This window comes from Nostoc sp. MG11 (assembly GCF_014904695.1).
Lineage (GTDB): Bacteria > Cyanobacteriota > Cyanobacteriia > Cyanobacteriales > Nostocaceae > Komarekiella.
This window is the reverse complement of sequence record NZ_JACXXN010000002.1, coordinates 36,710-59,839: the sequence shown is the minus strand read 5'-3', so window position 1 is coordinate 59,839 and position 23,130 is coordinate 36,710. Positions and strand designations below refer to the sequence as shown.

Below are 23,130 nucleotides of genomic sequence, written 5' to 3'. Positions count from 1 at the left end.
CTAATCATTCAGGAAAGACTAAATTGCAGACTTAGTACCTCCTGAAAAATATATTGTTATTCCTTACACAGTAAACGTCAGAATAATCTTGCCTGGATTACATGAGAATGAGAATTATTATAGTATAAAATGTAGAAGAAGTCTTATTGCCAATAAAAATTTTGCCAAAGGCAGAGCAGGCATCCTTTTGGAGGAAAAAACACCGTGATTTGGACTTGTATAGGACGTAAAACAGGTAGACAAGGAAGCAGGATTCTGACCGTAATTGCTCTACTCATGTTGTCAATTGCGGCTGGCTGTAACCAATCGAACACCAATCAAGGAACAACTTCTCAACAGTCACCGCAAGCACAAGAGACTGCATCAAACCCATCAGGGCAAGCGAGAAAAACTAAAGTGGTGACGACGTTTTTGCCAATGTATTTGTTTACCAAAGCAGTAGCAGGCAATGTAGCAGACGTAGAAATTTTAGTCCCACCGGGTACTGAAATACACGAGTATCAAGCAACACCAGAAAATGTCAAAGCAATCGCCACTGCAAATGTACTAGTAAAAAATGGCTTGGGGTTAGAGGAATTTCTAGAAGATACTGTCAAAAATGCCCAAAATCCTAAATTAACTGAAATTGATGCTAGCAAAGGTATTAAGCCCTTAAATGAGATTTCACCTGTTGAGGAAACAGTGAAAGAAGAAAAAGACCACGACCATGCAACGGGTAATCCTCACGTTTGGTTAGATCCAGTTTTGGCTAAACAGCAGGTAATAAATATACGTGATGGGTTAATTGCATCTGATCCTGGGAATAAAGCTGCTTATGAGGCAAATGCAACTGCTTATATTAACGAATTAGAAAGTTTAAACGGCGAATTTCAGCAGACTTTGCAGAAAAATCCCAACTGCACCTTTATTACCTTTCATGATGCGTTTCCATACCTAGCCCAACGCTATAAACTCAAGCAAGTTGCTGTGGTAAAAGTTCCTGAAGATCAACTTTCACCCGCAGATGTGCAAAATGCAGTTAATGCTGTAAAAAAGTATAAAGTTAAAGCTTTATTTAGCGAACCTGGAGTAGATAACAAATTGCTAAATAGTCTTTCTCAAGACTTAAAATTAACTCTGCGTCCACTAGATTCTTTGGAAACTGGTGAAACAGATCCGCAATATTATTTCAAAGCAATGAGAGCTAATTTGCAAACTTTGGAAACTGCTTGTAAATAAATTTAATTGTACTTCTTCATTTTGAATTTTGAATTACTTAGAATTACTTAAATGACATCGCCTATTTTAAAAGTTGAGGGACTAACTGTATATCAAGGCAACTATTTAGCTGTTCGAGATGTATCCTTTGAATTATTGTCAGGAACAGATACAGCCATAGTTGGCCCCAATGGTGCAGGTAAAAGTACTCTGGTAAAAGCGGTTTTAGATTTGATACCTCGAAGCGCTGGTAAGATTGAAATATTTGGTTGTCCAATTGTCAGGCTGGGGCATTTACGTCATCTTTTGGGCTATATGCCGCAAAACTTTATCTTTGACCGCAGTTTTCCTATTTGTGTCAGCGAATTAGTAGGACTGGGATGGGTAATTAAAGGGGAAAAGGGAAAAGCGCAAAGTCTGAGCGGAGGCTTCCTCCGAACAGAACTTTGTAAGAGAGGGAAAAGGAAAAATTTATTTTTCTCTAGCCTGTGGAGACAAGACAGGGAAAAATCAGCAGCAGTAAAAGAAGCTTTACGGCGAACCGATGCTTATCATCTGCGACATCAAGCTATTGGTACTCTGAGTGGTGGCCAACTTAAGCGGGTGTTGCTAGCTTACTGTCTAGTCAGTCCTCGGAGACTTTTGATACTCGATGAAGCCTTTGCTGGGGTTGATGTCCAAGGTACAGCAGATTTTTATGCTTTGCTGAATGAATTAAAGCGAGAGGAGGGTTGGACAGTGTTGCAGGTTTCCCATGATATTGATATGGTAAGCCGCCATTGCGATCGCGTCCTTTGCCTCAACCAAACAGTTGTTTGTACTGGTAAACCCGAAATTGCCCTTTCACCGCAAAACCTTTTAGCAACTTACGGCCCGGGATTCAGTCGCTATCAGCATCATCACAATTGAGTTGGGAGTCAAGAGTTAATATTTTTATTCTTCACTCTCAATTCTCTCCTCACTTTCATCTAAGTGTTCGGCAACAGCCTGATAAAGTTGGAAAATATGGCTATCGTGTAAGCGATAGAATACATTACGACCTTGCTTGCGATAACTTACCAAACGCATCGCCCTTAAATTTCGCAATTGATGCGAGACAGCAGATTCACTCATATCCAATAATGTTGCTAAATCACTAACACACAGTTCTTTTGTAGCCAAAAAGGAAAGAATTCGTAGGCGATTAGCATCTCCTAAGAAGCTAAAAAACTCTGCCATGTGCTGAGCTTTTTCACTGCTGAGAACTTTATTTGAGAGGGGTTGCACAATATCACTATCTATAGCGCATCTCGGATTATACTGAATTATTCCCGTTTTATAAATCAAATTAGTGACAATGAAAACTACAGAATTTTTAACAAAAGTGTGAGAAATACTACCTGCCATAGGCTAAAAATAAATACTATTTACTATCAGCATAACTGCTAATAAGTTGAAAATATTACATATGTATATATTCAATAGTTGCCAGACAATTTGGCTAGCCATCATTGATAGTAATGACTTAGTGGAATTGTTGCAATTTCCTTTCATGCAACGGGCGATCGCGGGTGCTATCTTAATGGGAATACTGGGCGGTATGTTAGGTAGTTTTGTCACCTTGCGCCAACTATCTTTTTTCAGCCATGCCGTAGGTCATGCAGCATTAGTAGGTGTAGCGTTAGGTGTGCTACTCCAGTTTAATCCTACTTGGATGCTGTTACCTTTTACCTTAGTTTTTGGCGTTGTTGTCCTCTACTTGATCGACAAAACCGATTTAGGTAGCGATAGCGTACTTAGTATAGTGCTATCAGGAGCATTAGCGATCGGCGTGATTCTCACTAGCTTGATTAAAGGGTATCGCGGTAACTTAATGGCAGTGCTGTTTGGCGATATTCTGGCGATAGATACCACAGATTTAATTTTGACGCTGCTGATACTTGTGGGAGGCAGCATATTTTTACTATCAACTCTACGCCAGCAAATTTTGTTGACGCTTAACCCCGATGTCGCCCAGGTTCAAGGCATTCCAGTTCAATTGTATCGCTACGTGTTTGTGGTTTTGCTATCACTAGCTGTAGCTGTAGCGATTAAAGCTGTTGGTGTCTTACTGGTGAACGCCTTTTTAGTGATTCCTGCTTCTACAGCTAAACTGATGAGTCACCACTTTAGCCGCTTTCTGATCTTGTCGGTGATTGTCGGTTCTAGCAGCAGCATTGCTGGCATGATCATATCGGGTCTTTTTAACCTTGCTTCTGGCCCTAGTATCGTCCTTGTCCAGTTTTTGCTATTTGTCGCAGTTTTCATCTGGGTTAAGTTGAGAATGAAAGCACCATAATTTTTTTTCTTCAAGCTCTTGCTAAATTCTTATATGTTTGCTACATTGATTAATCGTGGCTAAGATAAGTCCCAGCCGCCGGGATAGCTCAGTTGGTAGAGCAGAGGACTGAAAATCCTCGTGTCACCAGTTCAAGTCTGGTTCCTGGCATTCATTAAAAAAATAAGCCTAAGTGTCCCTAGGTAAAGTTTATTTACGAAATTTTATGATTTTGGGAAATTAATCTTAAATCATCATTTTGTGTAATTAGAAAAAAACAGAGGAGCGATCGCTTCTTCTTAGTCCTTATTATCCTTGGTAATTTCACACGAATGGAAGTGAGATCCAAGACAAATCCACACAGCACATCTTCGCCAGAAAGCGTCGGTGGTTTGTCAACAGAGAAATTTAGAGTCTCTACATCAATAGACCTCCCTCTATTTTCAAGGCACGTCTAATAAAATAAAAGCCCGATAAATTTCAACTAGGGGTATTTTAGGGTAGATCGGCCAGCCTAAGCAAGCGCCGTTAGCCTCATATTCTCGCAATTTTGCTAAGGAATCACTTTCAGAACGAAGTTCAATCACAAAATCTGGACACAATGGAGGGAAGCGCCGCCTTTGTTCAGAGGATAACGCTTTCCAGCATTCTAGTCGCACCCAGGAAGCATCAGGAGAACGATAAGCACCATAAGGCAAATGAAACTCAGTTGAAGGATAAAGACTTTTCCCAGATTTTTAAGCTACATCAGTTCTGATATACGAAACATTACTTAAGTAGTGTATTTATAAAAATACGTACGTATAAGTAAAGCTTAATATTACTTATTGTACTGTGGATGATTAGCATTAAGTAGTATAAGTTTTAAGCGTTACATTAAAAACTCCGACTAATTAATCATGCTCTTAAGCTGGATTTAGCGATTGATAGTGATAGCTGTGGCTATCGCTCCATGTAATAGGCTGTTAGTACTCTCTTGGGTAAGTGCTGAAACATTTTGAAAATTAAGTTAATCTAAATACTTCCAAAAAAACATAACTTGTTGTATACTTACATATCAAAGCACTACTAGCTTTCAAGAATTGTGATAAACAATACCTCAATTTTTTTGCTATCAGGAGAAACATGTGTCAGGAAAGTTTTACTGACGAACTAAGTTCAGTTATCAAGTAATGAGTAATTACAATGTTCAGATAATTTGTATGAATGCAGTAATTTATACTGTTGAACAATCTCTCTACTGAGCAGTGCTTTGTCGTATTAATTTTGATGAGTTACAAATTGCCAAAGCAAATTAATTTCAAAACTTTTGAAATTTAATTACTAATCAAAATCAATGTGATATCTCACTAGGCTGTCATCTACTTATAGGAGCGTGCTGAATAGTCAATAAGAGTAAGCACTAAGATTTACACTTTCTTAAGCTGCCTATAAAGTGTTTTCACCAAATAGTTTTCGTTTAAAACTAGAGTTATAAAAATTAAGTTTTAACTCTTCTAGAAGACTGGAGTAAAAAACACCTCAATCATTGATAGTAGATTGATTTTAATTAATCAATTTCATTTTAATTAAATAGTTGATATTGGATTTAGGAGTTGGGCTTTGATGATCTTTTTGATCTCAGTCCCTCCAACGTAACCTTGTCCTTGTCTGTGGTGTCTCTACCGATAAGTGAGGTCGAATTGCAGAACAAGTGTCACCAAAATCGAAAACGTTCAAAGCGGCGGGCTATCTATTGTCCAATTCATAGATGCTACCTGCATAGCATGAGTCAAAAGTATAATTTGTATGCTGATAGTGCTGGACAACTGCAAGAAAGAGGGATAGGGCGGCAAACAGCACTAATTTTAGTGGCAACTAAGACCGCAGTTTCTCTAGAGGGTGAATGGTTAGAAGCATTCTGGTGTGATCAATGCGAGCAAACAAAATGGTATCACGTCAAAAAATGCGATCGCACCTATGAAGTTTCGATTGCATCTGTAGAACTTTGGCAACAAGCAAGCGGAGTCATTCATCCTGCAGGAAATCCTTCTGTAGGAGAGTTTACTCGCACGCAAGCCCGGATGGTTGGCAATAACAATAGTAAGTATTTCCGGTGAAGAAGCTAAGCCAGTTGCAATCGAAATTGAATGTATCAGTACCAATCAATAATCTGCCATTATGGAATCTAAATCAAACTTGGAAGAGGTAGATTTTCAAAAATACCTACTTATTGTGCAACGCCGCTGGCTGCCAGCAGTAGGATTCTTTGGAGTAGTTGTTACCCTTGCATTCTTGTATGCATTTTCATTAAAACCTTCATTTAAAGCAGAGGGAAGTTTGTTGATCAAGACAAATCGTACCTCTTCACTAACAGGTTTGGGGGAAGCTATAGGGCGACTGGATTCTTTAACTACTACAAACAATCCTTTAGAAACTCAGGCAAAGATAGTTACATCTGTGCCTGTTATTCAGGAAACCATTAGAACACTTAACCTAAAAGATAGTAAAGGCGAACCCTTTACAATACAGGATTTAACTAAAAAACTGAAGATAGAAAATGCCAAAGGAACTGAGATTTTGCAAATTTCCTATACAGATAGAGATCCAGTTTTGGCTGCAACAGTTGTCAACCAACTTATGAAAGTTTATATCAGGAATAATATAGAAGCCAATCGAGCTGAGGCAGTCTCAGCCCGCAAGTTTATTTTAGAAGAAATACCTGGCACTGAAGCAGCGGTAAGAGAAGCTGAGTCAACCCTGCGTAAATTCAAAGAACAACACAAAATAATCACTTTAGAAGCAGAATCAGAGCTAGCAGTCCAGACAATTTCTAATTTAGAACAACAAATTTATCAAGCTCAAGCTCAATTAGTTTATGTTACGGCTCAATCACAGAAGTTACAAAATCAGGCCAACATTGATTCGCAGCAATCTGTAAGTTCTGCCTCGTTGAGTCAAATACCCGGAATTCAGCAAGTGCTTGGTCAACTTCAAGAAGCACAAAACCAGCTGACGGTTGAGCAAACCCGTTTGCAGGCAGAACATCCTACTATTATCAATTTGCAAGAAAAAATCATCGCTCTCAAAAGCTTATTAGAAGGACGAATAGAGCAAGCATTTGTCAGTAATGAACAAGTATCTATGGGAAATGTCCAGATTGGAGAACTGCGACAAAACCTCATTGAAGATTTTGCCCGCACTGAGGCACAACGAGTCGGTTTGGTTGAACAAATCAGTACATTATCGAATGAGTGGTCTGCCTACAAACAAAGAGTAAATGTTTTGCCCAGACTAGAACAGGCCCAAAGACAGCTTGAGCGAAAACGAAAAGCGGCTCAAGCAACTTACGAAGCACTTTTGACAAAACTGCAAGAAGTCCAAGTAGCTGAAAATCAAAATATTGGGAATGCTCGCGTCATCTCTCCTGCCTTAGTTCCAGATCAATCAATTGGTTCTCGCAAGCTTCTGATTATCGGGGGTGGAGGAGTTTTCGGTGTGATGCTGGGTATAGTTGCTGCTTTCACTTTAGATCTAATTGACCGCTCGATCAAAACAGTCAAAGAAGCTAGAGAATTGTTTCAATATACCTTGCTGGGGGTAATTCCTTCAGTAAGTAAGAATAGCAAAAAAAGCTCTTATTCGCCAGTAGATAAACAGATTCCGAGAGTAATTGGCAGAGACATTCCGCACTTTCCTATTGGTGATGCATACCAAATGCTGCAAGCGAACTTGAATTTCTTGAGTTCAGATAAAAAGCTTAAGGCGATTGTAGTTACCAGTTCTGTGTCTAAAGAGGGCAAGTCAGAGGTAGCTGCAAACTTAGCTGTGACAATGGCTCAGTTAGGGCGACGGGTACTGTTGGTAGATGCCGATATGCGCCATCCAGTTCAGCATCATATCTGGGAAATTACAAATGCCGTAGGGTTATCGAATGTGATTGTTGACCGAGTTACTCTTGATGCAGCCGTACAGGAAGTAACGCTCAACCTTTACGTTCTGCCGTCCGGGGTTGTACCTCCTAACCCAGTAGCACTACTAGATTCCAGGCGGATGGCTGCATTAGTTACCTCTTTTACAGAGGATTATGATTTCGTAATTTTTGATACGCCAACACTAGCGGGAACGGCTGATGCTGCTGTGTTAAGCAAGTTGGCTGATGGGATTTTATTGGTGGTGCGTCCTGGGGTAATTAACTATGCCAGTGCCAATGCTGCTAAAGAGTTCCTCAAACAGTCAGGTCAACAAGTGTTGGGTATGGTGATTAACGGTGTGAATATCAAATTAGAGCCTGACAGCTACTTTTACTATTCCAGAGAATCGGTTGAGTCTGGTTCTGTGTCAGGAAATCCTGAAGTTGTTAAACCTATATCAAGAATTACAGGTAGTAACAATTTCTAAATGATAAATGTCACTGTGTGTCTACATCTTTGAAGCAATAGCCGTTTGAACTAGAAAACCACAACAACTAGAGTTTGATGCTGCGTAAACTACAAATTGAAAAGTTATCATTTCTCAAATCTCGCTCTGGGCTGCGTGCGATTGTTGTAAATACAAGTTGGCTATTTGCTGACCGCATTCTACGTATGGGTGTAGGTCTAATAGTAGGAGTCTGGGTTGCACGCTACTTAGGAGTGCAACAGTATGGTCTTTTCAACTACACTATTGCCTTTGTAGCCCTCTTCAACCCATTTGCAACTTTGGGGCTAGACAATGTAGTTATTCGCAATATTGTGCGTGACTCATCGAACAAAGAACAAGTTTTAGGAACAACTTTATGGCTCAAATTGAGCGGTGGGGTTGGTTCTGCATTTTTAGCAATCGCCTCTATTTTTGTATTTCACCAGAATGAAAGTTTAACCATCTGGCTAGTAGTGATTTTGTCAATAGCAGGAATTTTTCAGGCTTTTGACACTATTGACTTCTGGTTTCAGTCTCAAGTCCAATCAAAATATACTGTGGTTGCAAAAAACACAGCGTTTATTATCATTACTCTGGCTAAAATTACTCTAATCAAAATGCAAGCACCATTGATTGCTTTTGCGTGGATGACATTCGCAGAGATTGGATTGGGTGCGATGGGTTTGGTGAGCATTTACAAAATTAAAGGTTACTCATTACGGTTATGGCGTTGGAGTTTTCCAGTTGCTAAAGAATTACTCAAGGACAGTTGGCCTCTAATTCTTTCTGGTCTAACAATCATGATTTACATGAAAATTGACCAGATTATGCTCGGTCAGATGATTGGCAATGATGCTGTAGGTATTTACTCGGCTGCATCCCGTATTTCTGAAGTTTGGTATTTTATTCCTACGGCGATCGTTTCTTCGGTATCTCCGGCAATTTTTTCAGCCAAGCAAGTTAGTGAAGCGCTTTACTATAAGCGCATCAAACAATTACTGCGTGTCATGATAATAATTTCTATTGCGATCGCTCTACCAATGTCATTTCTATCCGAGTCTATAATTATCTTGCTTTTTGGGGATGGCTATGCAGCATCAAGCCAAATCCTGGCAATACACATCTGGTCATCTTTTTTTGTCTTCATGGGTGTGGCAACATCACCCTGGTTTATTACTGAGAATTTGACTCATCTTTCCTTAAGTAGAACTTTTATAGGAGCAATTATTAATGTGATATTAAACCTATTACTAATCCCAACTTATGCTGGAGTTGGCGCTGCTATAGCAACTGTAATATCTCAAGCATTTGCTACATTTTTTAGCCATGCATTTCATAGAAAAACGCAAAAAATATTTCAGCTTCAGATTCAATCACTTTTACCTTTTTAATTATCAGTTTATATATTCATGAGATAAATATTATTATAAGCAAGTTTTTTAAAAGATAATTTATTAAATACTAAATGACTATTATTCTAGATATTAGTACCAGATAACTTAGTGTTTTAAAGTTCAGCTTTTAAACTTAGAAATATTTAACTATCAAAATATTATTAACTTGACAAATGTTATTATACAAAGCTAAAAATTGTCTTAATGCCTAATTTTGAAAAAATAATTATTCATTAATATTACATTTATTTGCTACATGAAAGTTCCAGTTGTATTTATTATCTTTAAACGACCAAATACTACTGAAAAAGTATTTGAAGCAATTCGTCAGGCAAAACCACCGAAACTTTTTGTCATTGCAGACGGCCCACGCGCTGACCGTCCTGGAGAGGCAGAAAAGTGCAAAGCTACGCGTGCAATTATTGAACGAGTCGATTGGAATTGTGAAGTTATAACTAACTACTCTGACATTAATTTAGGCTGTAGATTGCGTGTTTCAAGTGGCTTAGATTGGGTATTCACTCAGGTCGAAGAAGCCATAATTCTTGAGGATGATTGTTTACCACATCCTACTTTCTTCCAATTTTGTGATGAATTGCTCGATAAATACCGAGATGACAATAGAATCATGGTTGTAGCAGGTAATAACTTTCAGTATGGTCGAGTTCGGAATCAAGATAGTTACTATTTTTCACGCTACAATCACTGCTGGGGATGGGCTACTTGGCGACGAGCATGGCAACACTATGATCATGAAATGAAGCTGTGGCCTAAAATTCGCGATGAAGACTGGCTAAAAGACATTCTGTTAGACCCTTCGGCGGTCAAATTTTGGCAAAATATTTTTCAATATACTTACGAAGAAAAGATCAATAGTTGGGCTTATGCATGGACATTTAGCTGTTGGATTCAAAACGGCTTAAGTATTCTTCCTAACGTAAATATAGTATCTAATATTGGATATTCTTTAGAGGCAACTCACACAGTTAAAAACTATAATGATTTTGCCAATATGCCAGTAAAAGCTCTAGATTTTCCGCTTCAGCATCCATTATTTATGATTCGCAATTCTCAAGCAGATCTCTTTACTCAAAGAAATAATTTTTATGATTCTAGAATCTCTATAATTCTTCAACAAAAAATTAAACATTTTGCTAATAAGTTATCTAATTAATCAAATACTTTAATAAGTCTTAAATTACCTGTTTGGATTGAAACAGTTGAAAATACCATGAAAAAGAACATAGACTCACCCAACCTGTCAGATGACATCCAACTAGAAATTGAAAAAATACTTTTAGATGCTGAACGTCAGCCAATAGAAGTTGAAGAAATCTGGCAGCTAATGGACGACGTTTGGGATAGTTTAGGATGTAATAACATAAAAAATGAGCCAGAAAAGGTCAGTTTATTTTACGGTCATCCTGTTTGGCTACTTAATGGCTTATTTATTGAGCAGCATAATGTTTCCATTCTCCACCGCCACGCGATCGCTGATTGGATTAATGTAAATAATAACGACATTATATCGGTTCTAGATTATGGCGGCGGTTTTGGTACACTTGCTCGTTTAATTGCAGATAAAAATCAAGAGGTAGTAGTTGATATTTACGAACCACACCCTAGTCAACTTGCTCTTGAGAAGTTAAAAGCCTACTCTAACGTTAAATTTATTAGTTCTCTAAAAAAACAATATGACTGTTTAGTCTGTACAGATGTTCTAGAACACGTTCCTGATCCTTTAAGTTTATTAGCTGAAATGATTGAGAGCGTTAAAATTGATGGTTATTTAGTAATTGCCAATTGTTTTTATCCTGTAATTAAGTGTCACTTACCTGAAACGTTTCATCTTCGCTATAGCTTTAATCAATTTACAACTCTTATGGGGCTTGATACTATTGGTTCCTGCAATGGTAGTCACGCCACTATATATAAGAAGATCAGACAAGAACCAATCAATTGGAAAAAAATTCGTACTCAAGAAAAAATATCAAAAGCTGTATTCCCCTTTTTGAGTATGTCTCAATCGACTTATCAAGCTTTAAAAAGCATATTCTTACAAACACATAAAAATTAGATATTTTAGGTAATATGAAAACTTATGTTTACCTTACAGACTTTAAAAATAGTTATTAAAATATTTCAAAGATTAGTTAGGAATTGGCTGAATTACTTGCATATTCTACAGCAAAATCAGGGTATAGATATACCTTTATCTGTAGTTTTGCAATACGACGATATTAATGCTATCAAGATTAGCCCTGAAGTTAATATAGGAGAATTTGTAGAAATTGTTGTCGTAGCGAAATCTACATATAGTAATATTCCAGGGCAATTAATTATTGAAAAACGTGCTGTTATTGGTTCACATGCTAATATTCGTGCTGCTGGAGGAGAAATATACATAGGGCAAAATTGCATTATTGCACAGCATGTATCTCTGATTGCCTGTAATCATACAATATCCTCTGAAAAGCCATATAGAGACTTACCTTGGGATAAAGATAAAACGGGTATCTTCATAGATGAAAATGTTTGGATTGGTTGTGGTGTAACTATTCTTCCTGGTTGTCGTATTGGAACAAATTCAGTAATTGGGGCTGGAAGTATCGTTACTAAATCTATTCCAGCTAATGAGGTGTGGGCTGGTGTACCAGCTAGAAAAATTAAGGATATCAATTGTTACAAGTCTGAAAATCTTAGTTATAAACTATAGGAAACTAACGGAAAGTTTGGAATTCCAAGATACGACTGTTTATAAATAATTAAATTAATAATGAAAGTTTTATTGCTTAATAGTTCTGATATTGAAGGTGGAGCCGCTCGTGCTGCATATCGATTACATCAAGGTCTTCAGAATCTTGATATCCCTACACAGATGCTTGTACAACTTAAAAAAAGTGATGATAGAAATGTCATTGGTTCACGAGCTTCATCTGGAATTGCACAAGCTGTTACTGGTTTGAGATTAACTTTAGATCAGCTACCGTTAAAGCTTTACACTAATCGGGATCAAGCTACTCATTCGCCTCAATGGCTTCCAGATAACCTCGTCTCCAGAATTAGCCAATTGAATCCAAATATCATCAATCTACATTGGGTCAATAATGGATACTTACTGATTGAATCAGTAGCTAAATTAGCTAAACCAATCGTTTGGACTCTCCACGATATGTGGGCTTTTACAGGGGGATGCCACTACAGTCAAGACTGTACTCGTTACACTGATGCTTGTGGCAAATGTCCGCAACTTCATAGTTCCCAAGATTGGGATTTATCCCGTTGGGTATGGCAACGCAAAGCTAAAGCTTGGAAAAATCTTAACCTGACTATAGTTACGCCTAGCTCCTGGTTAGCTAAGTGTGCCAGTGCTAGCTCACTTTTTAAAGATCTACGAATAAAAGTAATTCCAAATGGAATTGATACTCAAATTTATAAACCTATTAATAAACAAATAGCACGAGAACTGCTAAATTTGCCCCAAGATAAACAACTAATTTTATTCGGTTCGCTACAGTCAACTAGTGATAAACGTAAGGGATTTCATCTGCTACAAGCATCTCTGCAAAATCTTAGCAAAGCTGGCTGGTCAGATAGGTTAGAGATAGTTATTTTCGGAGCATCTCAGCCTAATAATCCTCCTGAGTTTGGTTTTAAGTCTTATTATCTAGGTACGTTGAACGATGATTTATCTTTAGCTTTATTGTATTCAGCAGCAGATGTATTTGTTCTGCCTTCTGCTCAGGAAAACTTGGCGAATACTGTGATGGAGGCAATTGCTTGTGGAATTCCCTGTGTTGCCTTCAATATTGGCGGTATGCCAGATATGATTGAGCATCAAAAAAATGGTTATTTAGCTCAAGCTTATAAAGTTGAAGATTTAGCTCAAGGCATTGTTTGGATACTAGAAAATCATGAAAGGTATCACAAACTATCTTACTGGGCCCGTCAAAAAGCAGAACAAGAATTTACATTAGAGATTCAAGCAAGTCGCTACTTATATATATTCAATGAACTTCTAGCCTTAAAATAACTTAGGAAAGATATATTATTGAAAACTAGTAAATACTGATTATAAAACTATTAATAATAATTACAGTAATTTGAAATAGCAATATACTTTTAACTTAATATAAATAAATTGGAGAATAAAATTTGAAAACTAATACAATAAAATGGTTAGAAACATTTAGTGTTATTTTATTAATTTTAACTAGCGATTGTAGATTGCATCCAGTATTAGAGCAACTTGTTAAAATTGCCAGTTATCCAACGGTAGCATTATTAATTATTAGACAACCATTGGGAAGAGTAGCATATGTCGCTACAAGAGATTGGTCTTTAATAGTATTATGCCTCTTTGCCTGTTCTTCAATCTTTTGGACTGAGAATACACAAGAAACTGCAACTCAACTTAAATCTTTATTTCGTACAACTTTGCTTGGTACGTATTTAGCTGTACGCTACTCTCCTAAAGAACAAATGCGCTTGCTAATTCGGGTAATAGGTATAGCAGCAATTCTAAGTCTAGTGTTTGCTGTAGCAGTACCATCCTATGGTACTGCTATCTCAAATAATGTTTTCGTGTGGCAAGGTATATATGCCCATAAGCAATATTTAGCTAGAGCTATGACCGTAGGCTCTATGGTTTTTCTCCTAGCTTTATTAGTTAGTAGAAAGTATTGGTGGCTCAAGCTGGCGATACTGTTCATTATGTTAGTACTGCTCTGGAAGAGTACTAGTAGAACAGGTATAGGATTTCTTTTACTGTGCATATATATTATGCCTCTTTATAAAATAGCTAAGCAAAAATTCAGAATTCGGGAAACAATTTTGGCTATAGCTTTTATGCTTAACGGTACTATAGCTATGTTGATTCTAGGTAATCTAGAAACTATAGTGGTTGACATCATGGGTAAAGATTTAGAGTTCAACGGGCGTTTACCTCTATGGCAAAGAGCGATTGAAGTTGGCGTTAGCTATGGTCAACCCTGGTTTGGATATGGGTATGCTGGTTTTTGGAGTTCGCCTATATCTTTAGAAGTTGCTAAAGGTTTATGGATACGCCAAGAAGTGAATGCAAATCATTCTCATAATGGTTTTATTGATATGTTTCTTCAATTGGGCATAGTGGGATTAATTTTATTATTATTTAATTTTTTGCAAGTTATTTTTAGAGCTATGTATTTGTTATTTATAAGTAAAAAAATAGAATGCTTTTGGATGTTTAATATGATATTTTTGATGTTATGTTTTAATATTTTTGAACTTAATACGCTGTTAACCAGTAATTTTTTATGGGTTTACTATATATCAATATCATTATCCCTTGTTTTAGAGCTTGAACAAATAAAAAATAAAACTTTAACTCATGAGACTAATTTCAAATAGAAATTTAATTAAATAAATTGATTAGTATAAATCTAATGAGTACCAACTAAAATGTTTGAGGTTTTATATAATAAACATGTCAAATAATATAGTTTTTTTAATTTGTACAGAACCAGGACGTCTAGAGCAGCAATCTTTACTATTGGCAGAAAGTATTCGTAAATTCGGTGGTAAGTTGAAAGATACTCCTATATCTAGTTTCCATCCTCGCAAAGGCGAGCCTATTTCTAGTAAAACTACAAAGCTATTTGATTCTCTAGAAGTTTATCATCAACAAATTATACTTAATATAGAGTATCAAGACTATTACTTAGCAAATAAAATTGTAACTTCTGCTTATGCTGAAGAGAATATAGATGCAAATTTTTTAGTCTTTTTAGATAGCGACAAATGCTTTTTTGCTGAACCACAGGAGTTTTTATTACCAATAAATTACAATATAGGGCTACGTCCTGAATATGGAAAAGGTATTGGCTCTGAAGGTAAAAACGATATTCAAGACGATTACTGGCAAAAACTTTATAAATTACTTGATATTAAGCAAGAAATATTTGTCCGAACCCCAATTGCTAACAAGAAGATTAGAGGCTATTGGAATAGTGGAATAGTAGCTGCCAGAAAAGAGGCTGGATTTTTTACAGCTTGGAAAAATAACTTTGATAAAGTTATGCGACAAAAGCTTGAGCCACCTCAAGGAAATTATTTTACAGAGATGGCTGTACTATCTGCTACTGCTTGCTCAATGGCAGAAGGTTTATATACATTTTCTCCATCTTACAGCTATCCTTTGCCTTTACACAATCGTCTAGCTAAAGAATATAAGCTAAATAGTTTTGACAAAATTGTATCTATTCATTATTTCAACATGTTTGCTTATAAAGATTGGAATAAACAACTAGGAAACTTAAGTAATCTTGATAGTGTGTCAGAGAAATATCAATGGTTAATAGAAAGAATAGTTAAATACAATATGCCATATAAATCAGTATTGCATCGACATATATTAGAACTTATAAGAATCGAGAATAAGTTACGTAGCTTTAATATTGATGTTAATTTAAGTAGTTTGATAAAACGCATTACCAAACTTTAAAGTATCTAATAATAAAATTTCTGCTTTCAACATTTGGTTTATTTTGCATCCCGAATCTATGTAGTCCAGATTTAACACTATGACTAATGAACTTATGAAGCATGAAAAATTGTCAGTCATTATGACTTGTTATAACAGGCGTGATACAACTCTCGCCTGTCTGTCTGCGTTATATCAGCAGACAAACCCTTTTGATATTTATTTAACCGATGATGGTAGCTCTGACGGTACTTCAGATGCAATCAAGGTTTCTTATCCACAAGTTCAAGTTCTTAAAGGTAATGGGAATTTATTTTGGGTTGGAGGAATGAGATTAGCCTTTGCTGAGGCTTTGAAAAAGGATTATGACTATTATCTTTGGCTTAATGATGACACTCTACTTGAACCAAATGCTCTGAGTAAACTGCTTGCTACCCACCATTACCTCACAGAACATGATCATCCAAATTCTATAATTGTTGGTTCAACCCAAGATGCAGCTACAGGAAAACCGACTTACGGTGGTGCTGTACGTTCCAAGCATTGGTACTCGAATAAGTACGAATTTGTGCAGCCTAGTCAGGAACTTCAAGAATGCGACACTATGTATGGAAACTGCATCCTTATTCCCCGTTCTGTTGCAGAAAGAGTAGGTAATTTAGATCCTGCTTTTATTCATAATCTAGGAGATCTGGATTATGGACTTAGAGCACGTAAGCTAGGGTGTTCAGTATGGATAGCACCAGGATACGTAGGTACTTGCTCGAAAAACTCTGTTCGAGGGAGCTGGGTAGATGCTAACCTTCCAGTTAATGAACGCTTAAAAAGAGCGTTTGACATTAAAAGTTTTCCAGTACAAGCATGGACTGTTTTTACTATGCGGCATTCTGGATCGTTTTGGTTTCTTTATTGGTTTTTACCTTATTTACGTGCGGTAATGGGTTATAAAAATTTGAGCGCATCGTCTACTTTTAGTGAGGAAATTAACTGAATAAATAAAAGCATAGATGTTCACCATTACAAGTATTAAGTTTGTTTTAGATATTACTAAACTAGGGTTTTTCCCAATCTAATACGTACATAACCTAATATCACATAAATTCTAATTAAATACATAAGACAAATGTCTAAAATCAAAGTTCTTGTTATAACTTTTCTAGCAAATCCAACTTGTACAAATTGGATACAGGGGCTTAAAAGTTTAGGCTTAAACGTTGCAGTTTTGGACTGGAAACAATCTGCGGCAACCCAAAGTGAAATTGAGAATTGGGGATTTAAAGAAAATGAAATTCCTATATTTAATTTTTGGGATGATTTCTCCACAGAGAAGCAACAAAAGGTAGAAAATTTCCTTGGAGGAACACCCGATATTTTATTTTCTTGGGAGGGTGCATTGATTTTAAAGCCCCTGCAAATGGTGAAAACAATTTACCCTATGGCTAAAATTGTTCATTGCGTGAATACTTATCCCAATGCCGTTAATAAATTAACTGAAATCCGCATGAATTGGCGCTATCGTAATGTGAATTCACTGATTGACAGTTATATATTTTATTCGCATACACAAAGGAATATGTTTGTAAAAAATATTCCTAATACAGAGAATAAGCCTTATTTAGTAATGGTTGAACCCTTCTTTGAAAAAGCCTATTCTTCCAACACTAATATTAAGTCTAATAATATACCACAACTCCATCGATTTGATGATAATCCTCATGTTGTCTTTACTGGACGAGCTAGTGAACTATGGCACAAAAACTTTTATTTAGGTTTTAAAGTTCATAGTTGTCGGGATGCTTTAGGTTCGTTTTTTCAGGAATTAGCAAAGCAAGGTATTCATATTTTTCTTCCATCACAAGCAGATACAAAAAATATTCCCAATCTTCACCTGTACCCTGATTTCTCTAATGATGAGATATTTGAAGGTCAATTTGCTGAATATATTTCACAATTTGACGCTCATCTAGTTATGTACAACGAGTACAACAGTACAATGCGTAATTGGGTTACTTCAGGTCTATCTACTCGCTTTGCTTCTTCGTTAACCTCTACTACCCCATTAGCTGTGACTAAAACCAGTAAGTTCGTTGAAGAGCATTGGAAAGATAAGCCTTTCGGATTTACTTTTTCTGATGTTGAGGATTTAGCCAAATCTCTTCGCAATAAGCAAATGCTGGCTTCACTCCGCTTGAATATGGAGAAAGTTCATACATCTTATTCTTTTGAATCGCAAAGTAAGAATGTTACTCAGTTTTTAAATGAAGTATTGAAAAAGCCTAAAATCTTAAATTAGTTTATTTTGCTATGGTAAAACCTATGGTTTAAAAACACATTTTGTTAATAAATAAGGATATCCAATCAATATGAGTAAACGCTTATTGATAGTCTCTACTCTTGATTCAACTCAACCATTCGGTGCGTTTACTAGACCTTTCTACCTTGGACAATATCTACTCAAATATTTTGAGGTTTATCAACTTGGCTTAAACTGTTCCGCAGTTGATTATGCACCCTCTGTATCTGTTGGTTCAAGAAGTTTGAGTTTATATGTTAGAGCAGTGCAAAAGTGCATAGAAGATTTCCGTCCAGATATAGTATATGCTCAGGAAACTCTACCTGGATTCGCCGCTCTAATTTCACTCACGTTTATAAAACAAAAAAACTGCTCTCTTGTGTTGGATTTCCATACTTTTTCTGCTTTTGAATATTGGAGCCGCTTATCTTCTGTTGCTAATCCATTTAAAGAATTTCTGCAATTTATTAAGACATACATTGCTCAGGGTGTACTTGTATTTTCTGGGAATCCAATTATTGCCGCGGGTGAATCAACTCCACAACTAATTAAGCAGTGGTATGGTAAGAAATCGCACAAAATTTTCTGTATAGGAAATGGCGTTACTGAAGACATAGTAAATGTTAAAGATGCTCATAACAAAGATCCATATCATGCACTGCGACCAGCAAAAATAGCTGTTGTTGTAGCTCCTAAAACATTTCAGTTTCCAAGCAATGATATGTCTGTATCTATGACTATTGAAGCAGCTAAATATCTAGAAAATCACCAGCAAAAAGTACATTTTGTTGTTATTGGACGTGATGCTAAGGAAGTGGAAGAAGTATTACCGTCAAACATAACATTTGTCGGTTTTTTGCCAGAGCGAAAAGATTTTATTACGCATTTAAAATATGCAGATATAGGTCTTTTGCCATTCCCCAAGCAAGCGGTTGCTGGCGGAGCACGTAATAAAGCATTAGATTATTTCGCTAGTAGAAAATTGGTTGTATCTACACCCGAAGGTTTGAGAGGTTTAGAGGAATTTCATCATCAAAAACATCTGTTGATTTCAGGAGACTCTGCCCAAGAGGTGGCTAATACAGTTTTGGAGGCAACTTTGAATCTAAACAAATACGAGCCACTTGTGGAAACTGCACATAGCCTAATTCAAGATAGATATTCTTGGAGTGCAAAAGCACAAATGGTTGCTGAGGTGCTTTTACAGGCAGTCAAGTAATAAAAATCTATTCATTCAAGTAACCCTAAGAGCAAAGTTTGTCCATAACTTTTCTATTTAAGGGTGATTTTTTATCTTTGCTCAAGAAAAATTTAGAAAATTTAGAACAAGTTTCTATGAAGCGATCGCCATACAAATTTCTTGGTGTTCAAGTAGACGCGCTTGCCATACCTGAACTAAATTCATTGATTACAGAATCTATCGAGCAGGATAAAAAATGGATCATTGCCAATCACAATCTGCATAGTCTTTATCTTTATCATCACAGTTCTAAAATGCAAGCTTTTTATGCCAAAGCAGACTATGTTCATATCGACGGTATGCCTTTGGTGTTCCTGGGAAAATTACTTGGTTTTCCACTCAAGCGAGAGCAAAGAGTTACCTATGCTGACTGGGTATGGCCTTTAATGTCTGAAGCAGCTCAGCGAGGTTGGCGTGTATTCTATCTTGGCTCAAAGCCAGGAGTAGCAGAGCAAGGAGCTAGGATTTTGCGAGAGAAGTTTGCTGGTTTACAGATTGCGACAGCTCATGGCTACATCAATATGGGAGGTAATCAAGAAAACCTTGCCACGCTGGCAGCAATTAACGCTTACCAACCCCACGTATTAATGGTAGGCATGGGTATGCCACGCCAAGAACACTGGATTCTAGACAATCTAGAGCATATCCAGACCAATACCATTCTTACTAGTGGAGCCTGTATTGACTATGTAGCTGGAGCTGTTCCAACTCCACCTCGTTGGATGGGTAAGTTGGGCTTGGAGTGGTTGTATCGCCTGTTTAGTGAGCCACGAAGGCTGTGGAGGCGTTACTTACTAGAGCCTTGGTTTGTAGTCAGACTCTTATTACAGGAAATTCTCAGTGCTTAATAACCTATTAGTGGCTAGGCGACAAGTTCTCATGATTGCAATATTAACTGGGAGATTTAGCGATCGCGCTATGTCTGTTCCACATATACTCCCTACTCAGATTCTCTCTGTACCAGTGCATCCCTTACGACTAGACTCAAAGCTCAAACCCAAGTTGGTACGGAATGCTATAACGAAAGCGTTTGACCATGCTCTAAAACGTTGAAACTAGCTTTGTAAAGCATTGCAGTCTACTTCACATAGACTTTGCTAGTCAATCATGACTGAATCATCTATCAAATCCAGAGTGCAGTTCCATCTGAAACGCAGAGAGTATAGGAACAATGACATCCAGATACCTCCCATTAATAGATTTCAAACCAGACTTAAGATCAGCTAAAGGCACAAGAATACAGAGAGGGCTAGCTCTCAAAGTACTTCGGGTAATCACGCTTATCCTGCTTGATGCCATGTCTCTAACCTTGGCATGGAAGTTAGCAATATTTTATGGAACACCATTAGATTCTCCTTGGACTGAAAGATCATCTTTTCAATTGCTAACTCTCGCGGTAGCAATAGGAATGATGGCAGCTCAAGGCCTATATGAGGCAGGCATTCACCGCCGTAATTATGCTCGTCTAATCAAAGCAGTTTCTCTGTCAGAATTTTTCCTCTTGCTGATTGCGTTTCTCTATGAACCAAGTCGTTATGTTTCACGCTCAAGTTTTATCTTATTTTGGTTGTTTTCTGTAATCTTTATCTGTGTTGCTCGTTTGAGCTTTGATGTTGCTACTAACCTTGTGCGAAAAAAAGGAGCAATTCGTTACCCTGTTTTTCTGATCACAGATGCAGAAGATCAACAAAGTAGCATCAGATTAATTGAAAAAGAGAATTGCTACAACTTGATGGGAGTGGCTGAGGCTAGCTCTTTGGATAGATATAAACGAGAGTCAACCTTAGAGTTTCTTCGCAATCAAGGCATTGTTGAGGCTTTCGTTTCTTGGAATGCGATTAAAAACCGTTTGTACATTTCTTGGCATTTCATGAGTGCTGGTATTACCCTCCGCATTTTGCCTACAGAAAGGGAAGTTCTACCGCCTAAAACTGTATTGTGGATGATTGGGGAAGTGCCATGTCTGACAATTCCTGCACCAATTATTGCAGGTAGTGATTTTTGGGTTAAGCGCGGCTTTGACCTTTGTTGTGCAAGTATTTTGCTGTTGCTGCTAGCACCTATCTATTTGTTGATTTCCTTGCTAATTAAGCTAGATTCTCCTGGACCAATCTTGTTTAAGCAGAAGCGAATTGGTCTACATTGTAAGGAGTTTAAAATCTGGAAGTTCCGCACAATGGTTGCAAATGCGGAAAAGTTGCAAGCATCTCTAGAAGCAAAGAATGAAATCAAAGATGGCATCTTGTTTAAACTCAAAGACGACCCTCGTGTGACACGAGTTGGCAAATTTCTACGTCGTTACAGTCTAGACGAATTGCCGCAACTGTTTAATGTTCTAATTGGGGAAATGAGCCTAGTTGGGCCGCGCCCTCTCCCTGTTAGAGATGTAGAAAGGTTCCAAACAACTCACTTTATCAGACAAGAAGTTTTGCCTGGGATCACCGGATTGTGGCAGGTTTCTGGTCGCTCTGATATTGAAAACTTTGAAGATGGGGTGAAATTAGATATCACCTACATTGAAAACTGGTCGCTTTGGCTAGACCTGAAGATTTTGCTGAAAACTGTGAGTGTTGTACTACAAAAGACTGGCGCTTACTAATTAGCAAATTATAACTATAAGATGCGATCGCTAATTCCTTATAAAGATGCGATCGCATCTTATCTAGATAATTAAATTATCATCATTAGAAATAATTAGCTAATACTTTGCTTCAACTTACTAGTGTTGAAATATTAAACTTCAAACTCGGTATTTCTCACCGATAGGTAAAAATATGAAAAAATCTTCAGTTATCAAACAAGAAGCTAATTCTAATATTAAAAAAACTTTATCTCAAGATTTATATTTTATTCGAGGAATTGCGATCGCTTTTGTAGCTCTAGGTCATGTAATTGGGAATCGAGATTCCGGTATTCGTCAATTATACGAGCAAGATTTACCATACATGGGGTGGATATATAATTTTATTTACACTTTTCATATGCCAATATTTTTTATTATTTCTGGCATTTGCTTTAGTGTTTTTAGTAGTAGCAACAATAGTTATGCCAAATTTATTAATTCTAAGTTTACTAGGATACTTATTCCTTTGGTTTGTTGGGCCCCAATTTATTACATTTTTCGCTCTTTATCTGGTAGTATTAAGTTCTCCTTTATTGGACTGATTCAATCAATAATTTATCCTAATTTTATTTTCTGGTTTTTTCATGCATTATTATTAGCAACAGTTTTATCTTTTCTGACAATCAACAAGCTTGGTTCTCAATTAGTTTATTACGCAATTTCGATTGCCTTGTTTGCACTTTCATTTAACCTGAAAGAACCATTGGTAGAAATTTGCTATTTTAATATCTTCTATGCTTTTGGAATTGCTATTGCACCATATATCACAAATATTCGTTTCAGACTAGAGAAAACACCATCTAGTTTAACTGTCTTACTCTTGTTAACTTGTACTTTCTTGATGCTCAGCATTAACTATTTTCTAGGTAGCGAATATGGCTTAGTCACAAAGTTTATGAATGGCATCATAGGTTTTACATTTATGTATATACTTGCCACTTGGAATCAACCATTTCCTATGTTTCAGTGGTTGAATCGGTTTTCACAATCGATTGCAGACGTTTTTGTTTACTTCGGCCTGCTTAGTATGAGCATCTATTTGCTTCACATACTTGTTGGCTCAACTACGAGAACCATTTTGGTAAAATTTGGCATAACTGACCCATTAATACAATTTACTCTTGGATATATCGCTTCCACGTTAGGGCCTATATTGATTTACAACTTCTTACACAAAAGAAGTAAACTTTTCCGATATTCAGTTGGTGAAGCTAAATAAATAATTTACATTAAACAGATTGTGT

General features: G+C 36.9%; 20 protein-coding genes, 1 tRNA gene and 1 pseudogene. 20 read left to right on the top strand and 2 right to left on the bottom strand.

The annotated features are described in order from the left end of the window. Positions 1-204 precede the first annotated feature (204 nt). Entirely contained in the window at positions 205-1,218 is a 1,014-nt protein-coding gene (locus HCR01_RS02880) for a metal ABC transporter substrate-binding protein (RefSeq protein WP_193194360.1), read from the top strand. A 51-nt stretch (positions 1,219-1,269) separates the two neighbouring features. After that, positions 1,270-2,106 (top strand): metal ABC transporter ATP-binding protein, encoded by an 837-nt coding sequence (locus HCR01_RS02875; protein WP_193194358.1) that lies wholly within the window; start codon positions 1,270-1,272, stop codon positions 2,104-2,106. 24 nt (positions 2,107-2,130) lie between these two features. On the opposite strand, the gene HCR01_RS02870 is transcribed toward HCR01_RS02875, so the two are convergent. Further along, on the bottom strand, positions 2,131-2,415 hold the full coding sequence (locus HCR01_RS02870) for an ArsR/SmtB family transcription factor (RefSeq protein ID WP_413773921.1): 285 nt from the start codon (positions 2,413-2,415) through the stop codon (positions 2,131-2,133). A 229-nt stretch (positions 2,416-2,644) separates the two neighbouring features. Between HCR01_RS02870 and HCR01_RS02865 the strand changes: the two genes are divergently transcribed. Together HCR01_RS02865 and HCR01_RS02860 are read left to right on the top strand one after the other, a co-directional pair. Next, positions 2,645-3,514, top strand: a complete 870-nt coding sequence (locus tag HCR01_RS02865) for a metal ABC transporter permease (protein WP_193194354.1) — start codon at positions 2,645-2,647, stop codon at positions 3,512-3,514. A 77-nt stretch (positions 3,515-3,591) separates the two neighbouring features. Further along, positions 3,592-3,664 (top strand) — tRNA-Phe (locus HCR01_RS02860). Between the two features lie 160 nt (positions 3,665-3,824). On the opposite strand, the pseudogene HCR01_RS02855 reads toward HCR01_RS02860, so the two are convergent. Then, positions 3,825-4,230 (bottom strand): annotated as a pseudogene (locus HCR01_RS02855) (Uma2 family endonuclease); the annotation flags it as partial. A gap of 945 nt (positions 4,231-5,175) precedes the next feature. Here HCR01_RS02855 and HCR01_RS02850 point away from each other — a divergent pair. The 16 genes from HCR01_RS02850 (at position 5,176) to HCR01_RS02775 (ending at position 23,105) form a co-directional block, all read left to right on the top strand. Continuing rightward, complete coding sequence (locus HCR01_RS02850) at positions 5,176-5,592, top strand: hypothetical protein (RefSeq protein WP_193194350.1); 417 nt, start codon at positions 5,176-5,178, stop codon at positions 5,590-5,592. Positions 5,593-5,653: 61 nt separating this feature from the next. Further along, a complete protein-coding gene (locus HCR01_RS02845) occupies positions 5,654-7,873 on the top strand; it encodes a GumC family protein (protein ID WP_193194348.1) in 2,220 nt (739 codons plus the stop codon). Between the two features lie 77 nt (positions 7,874-7,950). Next, complete coding sequence (locus HCR01_RS02840) at positions 7,951-9,264, top strand: flippase (protein ID WP_193194346.1); 1,314 nt, start codon at positions 7,951-7,953, stop codon at positions 9,262-9,264. A 259-nt stretch (positions 9,265-9,523) separates the two neighbouring features. Further along, positions 9,524-10,441, top strand: coding sequence for a glycosyltransferase family 2 protein (locus tag HCR01_RS02835; protein ID WP_193194344.1), 918 nt, complete (start codon positions 9,524-9,526; stop codon positions 10,439-10,441). Positions 10,442-10,498: 57 nt separating this feature from the next. After that, a complete protein-coding gene (locus HCR01_RS02830; RefSeq protein ID WP_193194342.1) occupies positions 10,499-11,344 on the top strand; it encodes a class I SAM-dependent methyltransferase in 846 nt (281 codons plus the stop codon). A 24-nt stretch (positions 11,345-11,368) separates the two neighbouring features. Continuing rightward, positions 11,369-11,983 carry an acyltransferase gene (locus HCR01_RS38355; RefSeq protein WP_226889096.1) on the top strand — a complete coding sequence of 205 codons (615 nt, stop codon included), beginning with the start codon at positions 11,369-11,371 and terminating at the stop codon, positions 11,981-11,983. Between the two features lie 60 nt (positions 11,984-12,043). Further along, on the top strand, positions 12,044-13,300 hold the full coding sequence (locus tag HCR01_RS02820; RefSeq protein ID WP_193194340.1) for a glycosyltransferase family 4 protein: 1,257 nt from the start codon (positions 12,044-12,046) through the stop codon (positions 13,298-13,300). Positions 13,301-13,422: 122 nt separating this feature from the next. After that, on the top strand, positions 13,423-14,658 hold the full coding sequence (locus HCR01_RS02815) for an O-antigen ligase family protein (RefSeq protein ID WP_193194338.1): 1,236 nt from the start codon (positions 13,423-13,425) through the stop codon (positions 14,656-14,658). Positions 14,659-14,734: 76 nt separating this feature from the next. Then, the gene (locus HCR01_RS02810; protein WP_193194336.1) at positions 14,735-15,751 is read left to right on the top strand and encodes a hypothetical protein; all 1,017 of its coding nucleotides are present in this window, start codon (positions 14,735-14,737) and stop codon (positions 15,749-15,751) included. A 94-nt stretch (positions 15,752-15,845) separates the two neighbouring features. Further along, positions 15,846-16,721 (top strand): glycosyltransferase family 2 protein, encoded by an 876-nt coding sequence (locus tag HCR01_RS02805; RefSeq protein ID WP_193195169.1) that lies wholly within the window; start codon positions 15,846-15,848, stop codon positions 16,719-16,721. A gap of 132 nt (positions 16,722-16,853) precedes the next feature. Then, positions 16,854-18,023, top strand: a complete 1,170-nt coding sequence (locus tag HCR01_RS02800; protein ID WP_193194335.1) for a hypothetical protein — start codon at positions 16,854-16,856, stop codon at positions 18,021-18,023. Positions 18,024-18,093: 70 nt separating this feature from the next. Beyond that, positions 18,094-19,242, top strand: a complete 1,149-nt coding sequence (locus tag HCR01_RS02795; RefSeq protein WP_193194333.1) for a glycosyltransferase — start codon at positions 18,094-18,096, stop codon at positions 19,240-19,242. Between the two features lie 116 nt (positions 19,243-19,358). Then, complete coding sequence (locus HCR01_RS02790; RefSeq protein ID WP_193195167.1) at positions 19,359-20,111, top strand: WecB/TagA/CpsF family glycosyltransferase; 753 nt, start codon at positions 19,359-19,361, stop codon at positions 20,109-20,111. Beyond that, positions 20,104-20,316 carry a hypothetical protein gene (locus tag HCR01_RS02785; protein WP_193194331.1) on the top strand — a complete coding sequence of 71 codons (213 nt, stop codon included), beginning with the start codon at positions 20,104-20,106 and terminating at the stop codon, positions 20,314-20,316. The genes HCR01_RS02790 and HCR01_RS02785 overlap by 8 nt, the downstream gene beginning before the upstream one ends. Before the next feature lie 118 nt (positions 20,317-20,434). Next, positions 20,435-21,862 (top strand): sugar transferase, encoded by a 1,428-nt coding sequence (locus HCR01_RS02780; protein ID WP_193194329.1) that lies wholly within the window; start codon positions 20,435-20,437, stop codon positions 21,860-21,862. A 175-nt stretch (positions 21,863-22,037) separates the two neighbouring features. Then, positions 22,038-23,105, top strand: coding sequence for an acyltransferase family protein (locus HCR01_RS02775; protein ID WP_193194326.1), 1,068 nt, complete (start codon positions 22,038-22,040; stop codon positions 23,103-23,105). Positions 23,106-23,130 lie beyond the last annotated feature (25 nt).

Coding starts and splice junctions, on each gene's coding strand:
- HCR01_RS02875 (WP_193194358.1), top strand. CDS start 1,270: ATGACATCGCCTATTTTAAAAGTTGAGGGACTAACTGTATATCAAGGC.
- HCR01_RS02870 (WP_413773921.1), bottom strand. CDS start 2,415: ATGGCAGAGTTTTTTAGCTTCTTAGGAGATGCTAATCGCCTACGAATT.
- HCR01_RS02865 (WP_193194354.1), top strand. CDS start 2,645: ATGTATATATTCAATAGTTGCCAGACAATTTGGCTAGCCATCATTGAT.
- HCR01_RS02845 (WP_193194348.1), top strand. CDS start 5,654: ATGGAATCTAAATCAAACTTGGAAGAGGTAGATTTTCAAAAATACCTA.
- HCR01_RS02840 (WP_193194346.1), top strand. CDS start 7,951: ATGCTGCGTAAACTACAAATTGAAAAGTTATCATTTCTCAAATCTCGC.
- HCR01_RS02835 (WP_193194344.1), top strand. CDS start 9,524: ATGAAAGTTCCAGTTGTATTTATTATCTTTAAACGACCAAATACTACT.
- HCR01_RS02830 (WP_193194342.1), top strand. CDS start 10,499: ATGAAAAAGAACATAGACTCACCCAACCTGTCAGATGACATCCAACTA.
- HCR01_RS38355 (WP_226889096.1), top strand. CDS start 11,369: ATGTTTACCTTACAGACTTTAAAAATAGTTATTAAAATATTTCAAAGA.
- HCR01_RS02820 (WP_193194340.1), top strand. CDS start 12,044: ATGAAAGTTTTATTGCTTAATAGTTCTGATATTGAAGGTGGAGCCGCT.
- HCR01_RS02810 (WP_193194336.1), top strand. CDS start 14,735: ATGTCAAATAATATAGTTTTTTTAATTTGTACAGAACCAGGACGTCTA.
- HCR01_RS02805 (WP_193195169.1), top strand. CDS start 15,846: ATGAAGCATGAAAAATTGTCAGTCATTATGACTTGTTATAACAGGCGT.
- HCR01_RS02800 (WP_193194335.1), top strand. CDS start 16,854: ATGTCTAAAATCAAAGTTCTTGTTATAACTTTTCTAGCAAATCCAACT.
- HCR01_RS02795 (WP_193194333.1), top strand. CDS start 18,094: ATGAGTAAACGCTTATTGATAGTCTCTACTCTTGATTCAACTCAACCA.
- HCR01_RS02790 (WP_193195167.1), top strand. CDS start 19,359: ATGAAGCGATCGCCATACAAATTTCTTGGTGTTCAAGTAGACGCGCTT.
- HCR01_RS02780 (WP_193194329.1), top strand. CDS start 20,435: ATGACATCCAGATACCTCCCATTAATAGATTTCAAACCAGACTTAAGA.
- HCR01_RS02775 (WP_193194326.1), top strand. CDS start 22,038: ATGAAAAAATCTTCAGTTATCAAACAAGAAGCTAATTCTAATATTAAA.